Annotated in this window: 13 protein-coding genes; 6 read left to right on the forward strand and 7 right to left on the reverse strand. The window is 63.4% G+C overall.

The annotated features are described in order from the left end of the window. Window position 1 precedes the first annotated feature (1 nt). Both ACVOKO_RS10110 and ACVOKO_RS10115 read right to left on the reverse strand, forming a co-directional pair. Window positions 2-343 carry a hypothetical protein gene (locus tag ACVOKO_RS10110; protein WP_346498797.1) on the reverse strand — a complete coding sequence of 114 codons (342 nt, stop codon included), beginning with the start codon at window positions 341-343 and terminating at the stop codon, window positions 2-4. 5 nt (window positions 344-348) lie between these two features. Further along, the gene (locus tag ACVOKO_RS10115) at window positions 349-900 is read right to left on the reverse strand and encodes an RNA polymerase sigma factor (RefSeq protein WP_430980756.1); all 552 of its coding nucleotides are present in this window, start codon (window positions 898-900) and stop codon (window positions 349-351) included. 141 nt (window positions 901-1,041) lie between these two features. Here ACVOKO_RS10115 and ACVOKO_RS10120 point away from each other — a divergent pair, with 141 nt between their 5' ends. Genes ACVOKO_RS10120 through ACVOKO_RS10130 form a run of 3 tightly spaced genes read left to right on the forward strand, consistent with a single transcriptional unit; the run spans window position 1,042 to window position 3,271 of the window. Further along, complete coding sequence (locus ACVOKO_RS10120; RefSeq protein ID WP_057628719.1) at window positions 1,042-1,344, forward strand: NAD(P) transhydrogenase subunit alpha part 2; 303 nt, start codon at window positions 1,042-1,044, stop codon at window positions 1,342-1,344. Next, window positions 1,341-1,838, forward strand: a complete 498-nt coding sequence (locus ACVOKO_RS10125; RefSeq protein WP_346498799.1) for a hypothetical protein — start codon at window positions 1,341-1,343, stop codon at window positions 1,836-1,838. The genes ACVOKO_RS10120 and ACVOKO_RS10125 overlap by 4 nt, the downstream gene beginning before the upstream one ends. Continuing rightward, window positions 1,835-3,271, forward strand: coding sequence for an NAD(P)(+) transhydrogenase (Re/Si-specific) subunit beta (locus ACVOKO_RS10130; RefSeq protein WP_346498800.1), 1,437 nt, complete (start codon window positions 1,835-1,837; stop codon window positions 3,269-3,271). The genes ACVOKO_RS10125 and ACVOKO_RS10130 overlap by 4 nt, the downstream gene beginning before the upstream one ends. A gap of 16 nt (window positions 3,272-3,287) precedes the next feature. Here ACVOKO_RS10130 and ACVOKO_RS10135 read toward each other — a convergent pair whose 3' ends face one another. Together ACVOKO_RS10135 and ACVOKO_RS10140 are read right to left on the reverse strand one after the other, a co-directional pair. Next, complete coding sequence (locus tag ACVOKO_RS10135) at window positions 3,288-4,238, reverse strand: helix-turn-helix domain-containing protein (RefSeq protein WP_346498801.1); 951 nt, start codon at window positions 4,236-4,238, stop codon at window positions 3,288-3,290. A gap of 578 nt (window positions 4,239-4,816) precedes the next feature. Beyond that, on the reverse strand, window positions 4,817-5,359 hold the full coding sequence (locus tag ACVOKO_RS10140) for a helix-turn-helix domain-containing protein (RefSeq protein WP_346498802.1): 543 nt from the start codon (window positions 5,357-5,359) through the stop codon (window positions 4,817-4,819). Window positions 5,360-6,203: 844 nt separating this feature from the next. On the opposite strand from ACVOKO_RS10140, the gene ACVOKO_RS10145 reads away from it, so the two are divergent. Then, window positions 6,204-7,958 (forward strand): tetratricopeptide repeat-containing sulfotransferase family protein, encoded by a 1,755-nt coding sequence (locus ACVOKO_RS10145; protein ID WP_346498803.1) that lies wholly within the window; start codon window positions 6,204-6,206, stop codon window positions 7,956-7,958. Here the strand turns inward: ACVOKO_RS10145 and ACVOKO_RS10150 are convergent. From ACVOKO_RS10150 to ACVOKO_RS10160, 3 genes are all read right to left on the reverse strand, one after another. Continuing rightward, window positions 7,943-8,470, reverse strand: a complete 528-nt coding sequence (locus tag ACVOKO_RS10150; protein ID WP_346498804.1) for a 2OG-Fe(II) oxygenase — start codon at window positions 8,468-8,470, stop codon at window positions 7,943-7,945. The two genes, ACVOKO_RS10145 and ACVOKO_RS10150, sit on opposite strands and share 16 nt — an antisense overlap. A gap of 109 nt (window positions 8,471-8,579) precedes the next feature. Beyond that, window positions 8,580-11,534 carry a TonB-dependent receptor plug domain-containing protein gene (locus tag ACVOKO_RS10155; protein ID WP_346498805.1) on the reverse strand — a complete coding sequence of 985 codons (2,955 nt, stop codon included), beginning with the start codon at window positions 11,532-11,534 and terminating at the stop codon, window positions 8,580-8,582. A gap of 153 nt (window positions 11,535-11,687) precedes the next feature. After that, window positions 11,688-12,110 (reverse strand): hypothetical protein, encoded by a 423-nt coding sequence (locus ACVOKO_RS10160; RefSeq protein WP_346498806.1) that lies wholly within the window; start codon window positions 12,108-12,110, stop codon window positions 11,688-11,690. A gap of 107 nt (window positions 12,111-12,217) precedes the next feature. On the opposite strand from ACVOKO_RS10160, the gene sufT reads away from it, so the two are divergent. After that, the gene (gene sufT, locus ACVOKO_RS10165; protein ID WP_346498807.1) at window positions 12,218-12,769 is read left to right on the forward strand and encodes a putative Fe-S cluster assembly protein SufT; all 552 of its coding nucleotides are present in this window, start codon (window positions 12,218-12,220) and stop codon (window positions 12,767-12,769) included. Window positions 12,770-12,866: 97 nt separating this feature from the next. Next, window positions 12,867-13,967, forward strand: a complete 1,101-nt coding sequence (locus ACVOKO_RS10170; protein WP_346498808.1) for a branched-chain amino acid aminotransferase — start codon at window positions 12,867-12,869, stop codon at window positions 13,965-13,967. The last annotated feature ends 150 nt before the right edge of the window (window positions 13,968-14,117 follow it).

Below are 14,117 nucleotides of genomic sequence, written 5' to 3' on the forward strand. Positions count from 1 at the left end.
TTCATTCCATCGCCAGGTTGTCAGAGCCCAACCACAGGTACAGCTCGGGGCTTTCGTCGAACAGCAGGGTGTCATCGCCCGCGTCACTGCCGTTGCTGGCAAGCACCGGCGCAGCGGGCGGCGTGCTGGTGTTGAACTGCAGCGCTATCGGCACGGCCAGCAGCAGCGAGCAGGCCGTGGCCAGCCACCAGCGATGGCGGCGCCATGTCGAAGGCGCACCTGCCATGCTGGCCTGCTGACGGGCCTGCCGCAACCGCGCCAAGGTGGCCGTGGACAAGGCCGCATCGGCCTGCTGCTGCAACTGCCTGGCGTGGCGATCGAAATCTTGGTGGGAATCGGGCATGCGGTTCACCGCGTGGCCTCCAGTTGTTTCTGCAATGCGTCGCGCGCGCGCGACAGGTGGGTTTTTACCGAGCCTTCCGAGCAGCCCATGGCCTTGGCGGTGGTGGCGACATCCAGTTCCTGCAGCACGCGCAGGCTGAACGCTTCGCGCTGGCGGGCCGGCAACTGGCGCAGCGCCTGTACCAGCCGCGCGTAATCGTGCTGCTGTTCATGTGTCTGCGCAGGGCCTGGGGTTTCATCGGCCCAGTCGATGGCGCTGTCCTGGTCATGATCTTCCTGCGGTGCCCAGAACTTCAGCCGGAAGCTGCGGCGCCGCTGCAGGTCGATGATGCGCCGGCGCAGGATGCTCCAGAACAGCGGCGTCCATTCCTCGGCAGGCCGCTCGCGGTAGCCCAGCATCCGCTCCATGGCGTCCTGGACCGCGTCCAGGGCGTCATCGCGCTGGCGCAGGCCAGCCTCGGCGAAGCGGAATGCGCGCGGGCCGATGCCAGCCAGAAAGGCGTCCAGCGAGGCAGGTACAGCAACAGGCGGCATCAGGGGTGGGCTGGTCACCAGCACAGGGTAGCGTCCCGGTCGTGGTCGTGTCTGGGAGTGATAACGCACGGGCGCCCAATCGGTTGACAACGCAGCGGTCGCGCCGGCTTCGGCCTCATGGTTATGATGCCGGACAGGCGCTTACAGCCTCGGAGAGACCAAGCAATGAGCGACGGGTTCGTAGCGTTGTATATCTTCATGCTGGCAGCGATTGCCGGCCACGTGATCATTTCGCGGGTGCCGGTGATCCTGCACACGCCCTTGATGTCCGGTTCCAACTTCATTCACGGCATCGTGCTGATCGGCGCGATGGTGGTGCTCGGCCATGCCGACACCACGCTGGAGAAGATCATCGGTTTCATCGCGGTGGCGCTGGGTGCGGGCAACGCGGCCGGTGGCTACGTGGTGACCGAGCGCATGCTGGACATGTTCAAAAGCTCGAAGAAACCTGAAGGGAAGGGCAAGTGAGTTCTCCTTCCGGTGTTGCCAGGGCACCCTCGATCAGCGCCCGGCAGGTCTTCCAGTGGCTCAGTTACCTGCAGTATCCGGCCTTGTTGGTGGCATTCGGCTATGCCGCGCGTCCGCTGTTCAATGGCATGGAGGGGGCGCTCGATGCCTATAACAGCGCCCTGTTGTATGCGGGCGTCGGCGTAGGCATGTCCTCGCTGCAGGATCCGGCCAAAACCCAGAACAAGATGTCGAAGAAGGTATGGCAAGACCCGCGCAAAGGCGGACTGATGCTGTGGTTGATCAGCGCACAGGCGCTGTTGCCTATCGTGCTGGGACTGGTGGGCACCGTGCTGGCCACGAACACCGCGCTGTCGCAGTTGGCACTGGGTCTGGTGGCATTCGGCCTGGGCATGATCGGCCTGTTGAAAACCGCCATCGAGATGCGCGAACACCATCGCCTCGACAAGCAGTCTCCTCGCCCCATCGACACGGCTCTGGAGGCCGGTGCATGAGCATATCGATCCTGGTCAATACGAGTTATCTGGTTGCCGCGACGCTGTTCCTGCTGGGCCTGCAGCGCATGGCCTCGCCCAAGACCGCACGCAGCGGTATCCAATGGGCCGGCGCGGGCATGTTGATTGCAACCGCAGCCACGTTCTTCCTGCCGGGGCTGCACAACCTCGCGCTGATCGCGGTGGCACTGGTGCTGGGTACTGGCCTGGCCTGGGTGTCGGCCAAGAAGGTGGCCATCACCGACATGCCGCAGATGGTGGCGCTGTACAACGGTATGGGCGGCGGTTCGGCGGCGGCGATTGGCGCGGTGGAGTTGTTGCGCTTCTCCGAGCTGGCCAACCGCGATACCAGCCATTGGAGCGCACAGGCCATTGCCGATCTGTCGGCACGCTTGCCGTCGAACACCGTGCTGGCTTTGGCCGTGATCGGCTCGGCGATCGGTGCGGTGTCGTTGTCCGGCTCGATCATCGCTTGGGCCAAGCTCGATGGGCGCCTGGACAAGCGCGTCACCTTCCCCGGGCAGCAGGTGTTCAACCTGCTGGTTGCCGTGGCGATGGTGGTGCTCGGCGCATGGGCGGCAATCAGCCTGCAGCCGCTGGCGATCATCAGCTTCTTCGTGGTGGCGCTGGCTCTGGGCGTATTGATGACACTGCCGATTGGTGGTGCCGACATGCCGGTGGTGATTTCGCTGTACAACGCGTTCACCGGTCTTGCAGTGGCATTTGAAGGTTATGTGCTCGGCAACGAGGCCTTGATCATCGCCGGCATGATGGTCGGTGCGGCCGGCATCCTGCTGACCCGCTTGATGGCCAAGGCGATGAACCGGCCGATCAGCGGCGTGCTGTTCTCCAACTTCGGCGGTGGCGGGCAAGGCGCGGAAATCAGCGGCACGCAGAAGCCGATCGAGGCCGCCGATGTCGCAGCGATGATGGCGTTCGCCGAGCGCGTGGTGATCGTGCCCGGCTACGGCATGGCGGTTGCCCAGGCCCAGCACAAGATCTGGGAGCTGGCGCAGCGTCTGATCGAGCGTGGGGTCAAGGTGAAATTCGCTATCCACCCGGTGGCCGGGCGCATGCCGGGCCATATGAACGTGCTGCTGGCCGAAGCGGGCGTGCCCTACGACCTGATCGCCGACATGGACGACATCAATCCCGAGTTCGCCACCACCGACGTATCACTGGTGATCGGCGCCAACGACGTGGTCAACCCGGTCGCCAAGACCGACCCGACCAGCCCGATCTACGGCATGCCGATTCTGGATGTGGTCAATTCCAGGAACACCATCGTCATCAAGCGCGGCAAGGGTACCGGCTTTGCCGGCATCGAGAACGCGCTGTTCTACGCCGACAACACGCGCATGTTGTACGGCGATGGCGCCGAAGCGGCCAGCGCCCTGGTCAGCGAACTCAAGGCGCTGGACGGCGGGCACTGAGTGCCATGGGCGGTGGTCAGGAGGCTACCGCCCATTCCATCGCAGCTGCGGCAACGAGCCGGGTGCTGCCGGCCGGGGCCGGGCAGGCGGCCAGCAACGCGCCGTGCTGTGTGTGCTGACCCCGGCGCGCTGCGGTGGTGGTGCAACCGAAGGCGTGCTTGAACGCGCGGCAGAATGCGCTTTCACTTTCAAAACCCAGCGATTCGGCGATCTCGCAGACCGACAGATCGGTGTTGCAGACCATGTCCAATGCGCGCTTGTTGCGCAGCCGCGCCGCGTATTCGCTGGGGGTTTCACCAAACACATCGCGATAGATGCGGATGAGATGGGTGGGCGAATAATTGGCCACTGCGGCCAGACTGACCAGATCCAGCCGGGTGTCGATGGTGCAGCGGATCAGGTGCTGCACGCGCAGCAGCCGCAACAGGGTCTGATGGCGGCGCAGCACGGTGCGGCCACTGCAGCGTTCAAGCTGCAGATGCTGGGCCTGCTGGCGTTCGATCAGGGCGTCACGCAGCAGCCCCAGCTTATAGGTGGGGTCGGGTGAATCGCTGCCCTGCTGGAACCAGCGGGGCCGGCAGAGGTGCACCAGTGCACGCGCCAGTTTGCTGTCACAGCCCTGCTCACGTGGGATCAGGCAGTTGATGATGGAGGCGGTGCTCTTCGGTGGCTTCTGCCAAAGCGCGGCAGGGGCGGCGATGCACAACCACCATGCCTGCTCGCGGCAGTTCAGGCGGACGCTGCCATCTACCCAGAGCTGCAGTTGGCGTGTGCCGAGCAACCACGGCAGATCGCCACTGCTCAACTCCAGGCTGCCCTCCAGCACCAGCGTGGTGCTGATCCAGCCAGCGGGAATCAACAGGCGGCCGCCTTTGCCGCGGCCGCTGATGGCGTGAATGCAGTCCGGCCGTTGCATGGTCAGGTCCAGCGACTGCGAACCTTGAATCGAATGATGTCTGATGCCCACTGCGTCTTCCCCCAAGTGCCTGCGTGAACGGGCGACGGGCGCCAAGCCGCACGCGGCGGCTGTACGCGCTGTAGCCGGGACCTTTCCCGGCCGTCGTGAGAGCTTTTTGTGAAGCTCTACTCAGTTCAGACGCAGGCAGCGGCCAAATACCTCACCTGTACGCATCACCAAGGTGCTCAAGTGGGCTGCAACCTTGCTGAATTGGGGATATGAAAATGAGTGTTGATGTACATCAGCGTTGAGGCGTATGCGAAAACGCCACGCGAGCCGGCGGCACCCGGCCAGGTTGAACGGGTCGCTATCCAGGCATCGGCTCACGCTGTGGCGGGCTGGCCTGCGGAAAGCCGGGTCCAGTCCGGATCGCTGCCCGACCAAACTGGCGCTGGTGCGACAGCCTTATGGGATTCCGTTCGGAAGGGCGGCCAGAGCGGCGCGGTGAACGGTGCGTGTCGCAGCCGGACCCGCATACGCAGCCGCAGCGGCAAGCAGACGGATCAGGCGCCTGCTTGCTTCAGTTGTGGTGGCTCACACCTGCACATGGTTTTTCATCGCGGCCCTGCAGGCGCTTGAGCAGCATCTCATTGGGTCGCAAGTTCAGCCCGCAGGTCATGCATTGGCGCTGACCGTGATGCCTCTGTTGCACCGGTGTTGGCTGCACCGCCGCGACGAGCTTGGCTGGCGGTACAGGCGAAGGATTGTTTAAAGGAGCGGCAGAACGCGCTTTCTGTTTCGAAGCCCAACGCGCCGGCTATCTCGCAGATGGAAAGATCCGTGGTGCGCACCAGCTCCCACGCGCGCTGCAGGCGCAGGCGGTTGGCATATTCGAACGGTGTTTCGTCGAAGACTTCGCGATAGATGCGGATGAGGTGCGGGGGCGAGTAATTGGCAATGGCCGCCAAGCGATTGAGATCCAATCGCCCATCACTGTTGCAGCGGATCAGGTGTTGCACACGCAGCAGCCGCAGCAGGGTCTGATGGCGCCGCAGCGCGGTGCGGCCACTGCAGCGGTTGAGTTGGCCATGCAAGGGTTGCTGCCGCTCCACCAGCGTGTCCCGCAGCAGCAACATCCCGTCCTGGACTGCGGTTGCATCGCTGTTATTGAAGCAGCGCTTGCGCGCCATGTGCAGCACGGCGCTTGCGAGCTCCCGGTCGCAGTTCACTTCCCGAGGGATGAGATGGTTGTTGTTTGGCGGTGAGCACGGCAGCCGTTCCCACAGCGCTGCAGGTGCGGTGATGCACAGCCACCAGGCAGGGCTGCGGCTGGTGAGGCGCAGTTCGCCTTCCAGCCATAGCTGCAGATGGTGGGCCATGAGTTGCCAGGGAGCATCGCCGCTGCTGACTTCCAACAGGCCGGTCAGCACCAGGGTGACGCTTATCCAGCCTGCGGGAACCAGTACGCGGGCGCCGCGCCCGGAGCAGCTTGTGGCGTGCACGCTTGCGGCGTGCTGACTGGACAGAACCAGTGCATGGGAACCATGGACGCAATGGTGTTGGATCTTCACTTCGTCTTCACCGTCCGATCGGTCGATCGAATTGAAAGGAAGGTCGAGAATTCAGTTGAACAGCTGTGCCCAAAACACGATGAAAACATCGCATGACAGTTGGAATCTGGCAACGAGAATGAAAATTTCAGAATGACCGTAGATGCGTTTCGCCGCGGCCAAAAAAAACCCGGCATCTGCCGGGTAGGTTCGGGGCCGACCATCGTGCCCACTGCGTTTGGGCTGAGTAGGTCTGACCTGTGCAGAGAGAAGAGTGACTTACCAAGTCCCCGAACACGTCCTATGCTGCGTGCTGCCGCAATGCCAATACATGCGAGCATTTGCGCTTGGATTACCCGAAATGAAGATTTCAGCGTGGTCTGGATGGATCTACTTGTAACCATCGGGGGCGTGGATGCAGGTTGAGCTTGAAAACGCTGTGAAGGATCTTCACCAGGGCAGGCCAGACGCGGCTGAAGCTGCGATGCGTCGTTTGCTCGAGCGGGCGCCAGATTTCGCGCCGGCAATGGAAGTGCTCGGCATGGCCTTGGCCGGGCAGGCAAGAGTGCAGGAAGCGCGTACCTGGTTTTGCAGGGCGGCCGCGCTGCAGCCTGATTCGCTGAGCACCTGGATGAACCTCGGCAATGCCTGCCTTGAAAGCGTGGATGCCGCCGCCGCCGGTGTCGCCTTTGAACGTGCCCATGCGCTGGGGGCCGACGATGTCGCCTGGCTGCTGGGCTATGGCTTGGCACTGCTGGGGCAGGCGCGGTTTGCAGATGCCAACCGGTACCTGGGCGCAGCGCTGTCGCGTGAGCCCGATGCGATCGACGTGCGCCTGGCCTACGCCCAAAGTCTGGCGGAACTGGAGCGCTTCGAGGAACTCGCGCTCTGTCTTGAGGCGGTGCACGCCGGTTCGTTGCGCCTTGACGAACGCCAGGCTCTGGCCTGGTTGTTGGCGCAGGCGGGCAACGATGACGGCGCGCAGCAGTTGTACCGACAGGTGATCGCCGAGTCACCGGAGTCCGCTGAGTCGCGGGTTCAATTCGCGCTGTTGCTGGAACGCCTGAACCGGGTGGAGGAAGCGGATCAGCAACTGCGGGCCGTGCCTGCGGAATACGCACGCAGCAGCGGCGGAATGTTCGAATTGGCGGCTGCGCGGGTACTGCGTAGACAGCACCAGCAGCCGCTGGCAATCCTGCGGCTGGGCGATGGATTGCAACGGGACCTTGCGCCGGCGATGCAGGCGCAGCTGCAGTTCGAGTTGGCACGCAACCATGATCAGTTGCGCCAGGCCGAGCCAGCGATGCTGGCATTGGCGGCTGCCCACGACGCAGCGGGCAGGGCGTTCCAACAACGCTTGTCCGGTGCTGCTGCGCCGCCGGTGCTGGACTGGTTGCAGCAGCGGCTGTTGCGGCCTGCACCGCAAGCCTGGGCACAGGCGCAGGCCGATCCTGCGCTGCCGCGCGATCCGATCTTCCTGGTGGGCTTTCCCCGTTCCGGAACGACGCTGCTGGAGCGGATACTGGATGCGCACACGGATCTGGATGTGCTGGACGAACGGCCTGCACTTGAAGTGGCAATAGCGCAGCTGCGGGCTTCGCCCGGGTGGCAGGACGATGATTTCGGTGCGGCGTTGGATGCACTCACGCCGGCCGCCAAGGCTGCGGCGAACCAGCGCTATTGGGATGAGGTTCGTCGTCACCTGCTGCCGCGCGGGCGCCTGGTCGACAAATATCCCCTGACGATGACGCGCTTGCCTTATGTGGCACGCCTGTTCCCGCAGGCGCAGTGGTTGTTGCTGCTGCGGCATCCCTGCGACTGCGTGCTCAGCTGCCATATGCAGGCATTCGGCAGCAATGGTGGGGCGATGGCTTTCACCTCGCTGGACGCCAGCGCACGTACCTACGTGGCCATCATGGAATGGTGGGAGCAGCAGCGCACATTGGTGCCGGCGCATGTACATGTGCTGCGCTATGAGGACATGGTTGCCGATCTGCCGGGGCAGCTGTCCGCATTGATGGCGTTCCTGTCGCAGCCGATGCAGGAGCAGCAACTAGCCTTCGCCGAGCACGCCAGCACCCGAAGCCGCCGCATCAACACCCCCAGTTACTCGCAGGTCGTGCAGCCGTTGAACGCCGGTGCCGTGGGCAGGTGGCGCAGCTACCGCGCGCATTTCAGCCCGCAGACGCTGGCCCTCCTTGCACCCTGGGTGCAGCGTTATGGCTACACGCTGGACTGACGCTGGGGGAATCTCAGGTAGGTGGAGAGGATGTACTTGTCCTGCTCCGGGCAGGCCTTCCCCTGGTGGGCATACATCCAGTACGGCGGAAACATGAGCAGCCTTCCGGTGCGCGGCGTCACCCCTGTCTGCAGGCCGGGGAACCAGGTTTCACCGCCGGTCTGCACGTCGTTGAGGTACCACAGGAACACCAGGTAGCGGTCGCAGACCTCGTTGATCGAATCGAAGTGGGTCTGGAACTTCTCATCGCTGCCGGCGCGGTAGCGCTTCATGATCAACGGGCTGAGCAGGGGGCTGTCGGGGATGGCCACCGGCAGGCCGACATCGGCGTTGTAACGCTGCAGCGCGGTGCTCACCAGCTGCCGGAAGAATGCGAGAAACCCGGCATCGGAGAGCCGGCTCAGGTCCATCTCGGTCCATGCACTCTCGTCCAGTCCCGGCCTTACTCCGCGCCCGTTGGGTTGCTGGAAGCGTGAGAGCGCGTTGAAGGACGCGATCAGTTTGCCGCACATTTCTGCCGGCAAACTGTGGTCATAGCTGCGTATGTAGTGGCGCAGATCATTGCCATGAACATCCGCCGCGGCACTGGCCGCGGCGGATGTGCCTGTTGCTGGTGCGGGCTCAGAAGCGGGCAGTCCAGCGCATCCAGTAGAAACGGCCGATTGCATCGTAGGTCCGCATGTCCGTCGAGGCGTTGAAGCCAGAATAGATCAACGGCGGCTGGCGGTCAGTAAGGTTGCGCACGCCGATCTGGATGGAACTGTTCTTCAGGTCCTCGAAGCGGTAACCGATCTGCAGATCGGTCTGGGTGTAGGACGGCACCCGCCGCTTGGCGACGTAACCCGGATCCTTCACGTCGGCCACATCCGGCGCTTCGTAGACATGGTGCACATAGCGCGTGGTCAGGCTGGCACTCAGGTTGCCGCGTGACCAGGTCAGATCGTTGAGCGCGCGCCAGCGGGCCATGTTGCCGAAGCCCGAGGAGGCGTTGTCGACGAAGGTGCCGGCCAGGCCGGTGCTGGTCGGGATACCCGGGAACGCGCCGACATCACTGGTCGGGTCGCCTGACACCAACTGCACGTCGTATTGCGCCAGATAGGTGGTGTCCAGGTTCCACACCAGCTTGCCCCATGCGCCTTCCGGCAGCTGATAGCGGAAGCCCAGGTCCATGCCGGAGGTCTTCATCGAGCCATAGTTGCCGATCAGGTTGGTCATCTGCGCAACGTCACCATTGGCGTCGCGGATGAAGGTGTCGCAGAAGCGGCCGAAGTTGAAGCATTGGTTGAGCAGCATGTTCTCCGGCAGGTTGACGATGAAATCGTTCAACTTCACTCGCCAGTAATCGGCAGTGACGCTGAAGCCCTCCAGCCAGCTGGGGCTGTAGACAAAACCGTAGGTCAGCACGTCGCCTTCTTCCGGCTGCAGGTTCGGGTCCGAGACCTGGAACGACGTCACCTGGTTGCCGCTCTGCTGGAAGGAGCCGTCGGCGGGTACGCCGGCGCAGGCCACCGGGTTGCCGCCTTCATAGCCATTGCACGGGTCGGCATAGGTGTTGGCGCTGGGCACCGTGGGTGAGTACAGGTCGCCGATGGTCGGGGCGCGGAAGACATCGGCATAGGTGGCACGGATCAGCAGGTCGGAGAACGGCTTCCACTCCACGCCGATCTTGGAGTTGGTGGTGCCGCCGAAGTTGGAGTAGTCCGAATAGCGGGTGCCCAGCGATACGTTGAGCTTCTCCGCGAACGGGGCGTCGGCCAACAGCGGGATCAGGGCCTCGGCATAGATTTCGTTGACGTCGAATTTGCCGTCGATGTCGCCGCCGGTACAGGCTTCCTGGGTGATGCGGCAAACCGTCTTGCCCGGCGGGATGATGGTCAGGAAGTCGGCGCTGGAACTGGCCGACTCGACGCGGCGCTCCACGCCGACAGCCAGCGAGACCGCGCCTGCGGGCATGGTGAACAGGTCGCCAGTGACGTTGGCGTTGAAGACCTTCAGGTCATTTTCGCTGGTGCTGTGGATGGTCGGGTTGATCAACTCCAATGCGGCCAGCTGTGCCTGCCCGGTCGGCGTGTTCGGGTCCGGCGCCGGCCCCATGAAATTGACCGGGATGCAATCGTTGATGGCAGTTGCCGCATTGCCGGGTGTGCGCACGCAGATCGGGTTGCCGGTAGCCGGGTCGATCATCGACGGGCCCAGCGCATCGTTCAGGCCCTGGCCGATCAGATAGCCGCGCACGGTGGAGGACTGCGGTGTACGGCCGTAACCATAGGACGCATCCCAGCTCCAGGTGCTGTCGCCGAACACGCCGCGCAGGCCAGCGGTGATCTGGTAGGTCTCGGTTTCGAAACGCGTGGTGCGGGTGGGGATGAAATCACGCAGGCGCAGGCGCGCATCGGTGATGTCCACGCCGAACGGGTTGTAGAGGCTGTCCTTGCTGATCATCACGTCATCGACATCGGCGCGGCCGTCGAACGGCAGCGGGGCGATGAAGAACGACGACTCGGTGCGCATCCACGAACCGAGCATGAAGGCTTCGATGTTGTCGGTGAGCTGGTAGTTGCCGCTCATGAACAACGATGTGCGTTCCTGCGGGGTCAGGTTGAGGTTGCCATCGGACTGGAAGTTGTAGGTGTCGGTATTGCCGTTGAAGCAGCGGAAGTTCGACGCCGAGGTACCCGGTTGCCCGTCGATGCGGGTCAACACGACGTTGGGGTTGGGGTTGGTAGCACTGGGTTGGGCGCAGTTCGCATCCAAGGTAGTGCCGCGGGCAATGGCGACATCACGCGGCACCACATAGCGGCCGGTCAGGATGCGGCTGGTACCGCCAATCCCCTTTTCACCGGCATACAACTGGTAAGGCTGGCTGGAATAGCTGCGGTCGGCAGCGCTGACCGAGTCTTCCTTGTCATAGCTGGCGCCCAGCATCAGGTGGCCCTTTTCACCGGCCAGGCCGAAGGTGGCATCGAAGCGCTGTGTATCGGCATCACCGCGCGAGGAAATGCCGTAGAACGCGCTGGCTTCCACGCCTTCGAAATCCTTGCGCAGGATGAAGTTGACCACGCCGCCGATCGCATCGGAGCCATAGATGGCCGAGGCGCCATCCTTCAGAACTTCCACGCGTTCAATCAGCGCCATCGGGATGGAGTTCACGTCCACCGCGCCATTGGCGTTGGAGATGGTGCCGATCCAGCGCTTGCCGTCCACCAGCACCAGCGAGCGGTTCACGCCCAGTCCGCGCAGGTCGACCGTCGCAGCGCCTGCGCCGCCACCGTTGTTGACCTGGGGATTGGTTGCGGCACCGGCGATGGCCGGGGTGCGCTGCAGGAATTCGCCCACCGTGGCTGCGCCGGAGCTTTCGATGCTTTGGCGGTCAATGGTGAATACAGGGCTGGAGGTTTCCAGGTCGGCGCGCTTGATGCGCGAGCCGGTGACCTGGATCCGGTCCAGGTTGGTGGCCTCTTCCTTCGGAGCAGTCTCCTGGGCGAGGGCGCTGCCCGTTGCTCCCAATGCAAGGGCCGCCGTCGAAATGGGTAGCAGGGCGCGGCGAACAGCTTGACTCAGTGGCTGGATACTCACGTATGACTCTCCGCAGAATGGTGCGAGGGAGTCACGAAATTACAAATTTTTAACCGTGAGTATTGTGCGGATCAGACTGCGCCCAATGTGCAAAAACGCACATTTTGTTTCACTTGCCCGCAAACTCGGGGCAAGGCTGTGCGCAACCGGGATTCAGCGCGCCGAGCGCCAGCCCACCAGCAGCGCGATGCCCAGCCAGATCAGCTCGCCCAGGCCGTTGGCCAGCGACAGCAGCGTCCAGGCGAAATGGGGCCCCATGCGCAGCGCCGATTCCCATGGGGTCAGGCCCATTGGTCCGCCCACGTAGGCCGCAGCGATGCCCCAGTTGGCCACCAGGGTGATCAGCAGGGTTGTGAAGATGGTCAGGGTGATGCGCGCCACGCCGGGGCGGAAAGTCCCCAGACGCAGCATCCAAGCGGCTTCCAGCGCAGCGAATATCGCCATCCAGCCGGCCTGGGTGCCGGTGCTCAAGGCGACCAGCAGCCAGGCGATGGTGAGGGTGATGCTTCCCAGCAACAATAAAATGGGCCAGAGCCAGTGGCGGGTGGGGCTGGCTGGCGTGGAAACTGGCGACATGGGTATTCCCGAACAGATTCCGCAGCATAGCGTTTCAGCGGCGAGTACGCCCAGTCGGATAAAATGGGGGCATTGCGGGTAGCCACCGCGTCCCCATATCGATCTACATGTATTCCCGTAGCAGCGAACCTGTCCATTTTGAGCGTGATTGCCCGGCCGTGATGGTGCCGCAGGGCGATAGCGTGACCCTACCGGCCGGCAGTTATGGCTATATCACCCAGGCGCTGGGTGGCAGCTATACGGTGTTTGTCGAAGGCAATCTCTTCCGTATCGCCGGCAAGGACGGCGATGCCATCGGTAAGGAGCCACCGCCGGGGCTGGAACTGCCCGACGACGCCGGCGACGAAGACGTCGAGAAGCTGGTGTGGGAGCAATTGCGCACTTGTTTCGACCCGGAAATTCCGTTCAACATCGTCGATCTTGGGCTTATCTACGAAGTGGATATCAAGCACCTGGACGACGGCCAGCGCGAAGTTGACGTCAAGATGACCTTGACCGCACCCGGCTGTGGCATGGGTGAGATCCTGGTCGATGACGTGCGCAGCAAGCTGGAAATGATTCCGACCGTGGCCCAGGCCGACGTCGATCTGGTGTTCGATCCGCCATGGGGGCGTCACATGATGTCCGAGGCGGCGCGCCTGGAAACTGGCATGCTGTAAGCCCGTGCCGGCGCTGCCGGTAACGGTTTGTGCTGCACCCCCTGCGCCGCTGTGGCCCCGGGGCTGTCCCATCCCGCAATCTGGAAGGAATTATCCGGTGTCCCAGTCTTCGTTGAGCTTCGATGTCACCCGTTCGGATCATCCGCGTAGCGCCGAGGAGCGCGCCAAAATCCTGGAAAAGCCGGGCTTTGGTCTGCACTTCACCGACCACATGGTGGCCGTACGCTGGGACAAGGACACCGGTTGGCACGACGCGGCGGTAACGCCGTATGGCCCGATTTCGCTGGATCCGGCTGCTGCCGTGCTGCATTACGGCCAGGAAATCTTCGAAGGCATCAAGGCCTACCGTCACGCCGATGGCTCGGTGTGGACCTTCCGTCCGCAAGCCAATGCGGCGCGTCTGCAGCGTTCGGCGCGGCGTCTGGTGCTGCCGGAACTGCCGGCTGACATCTTCGTCGAGTCGCTCAAGCAGCTGGTCGCGCTGGACAAGGACTGGGTGTCCGATGCCGATGAGGCCAGCCTGTACTTCCGTCCGTTCATGATTGGCGATGAAGCCTTCCTCGGCGTGCGCGGTGCGCACAAGGCTACTTACTACGTGATCGCCAGCCCGGCTGGCCCGTACTTCGCCAAGGGCGTGGCGCCGGTGGCGATCTGGTTGTCCACCGACTACGCGCGCGCTGCCAAGGGCGGCACCGGTGCGGCCAAGTGTGGTGGCAACTACGCCGCTTCGCTGTTGCCGCAGCAGCAGGCGCAGGCGCAGGGTTGTTCGCAGGTGCTGTTCCTTGACCCGGTCGAAGGCAAGTACCTGGAAGAACTGGGCGGCATGAACGTGTTCCTGGTCTACGGCAAGGAAAACAAGCTGGTTACCCCGGCGCTGTCGGGCAGCATCCTGGAAGGCATCACCCGCGAGTCGCTGCTGCAGCTGGCCCGCGACCGTGGCATGAACGTGGAAGAGCGCCAGGTCACCATCGATGAGTGGAAGCAGGGCGTGAGCTCGGGCGAAATCACCGAGGTGTTTGCCTGCGGTACCGCTGCGGTGATCACCCCGATCGGCCAGCTCAAGGGCGAAGATTTCTCGGTGGGCGACCTCAACGCGCCGGCCGGTGAAGTCACCATGTCGCTGCGCAAGGAACTGACCGACATCCAGTACGGCCGTCAGCCGGACCGTCACGGTTGGCTGGTGCGCCTGGACGCCTGAGCGGCCAGGTTCGGTTGCTGATCAAACCCGCTGCGGCGAATGTCGCAGCGGGTTTTTCTTTGTCCGGACGCCCGGCGCTGCAGCCAGTGGTACCAAGGGATTTGTAAATATTCTTTACGAATCAATCACGTACGTAAACGTGACGGAACA

It is taken from the genome of Stenotrophomonas sp. STEN240, assembly GCF_056756175.1.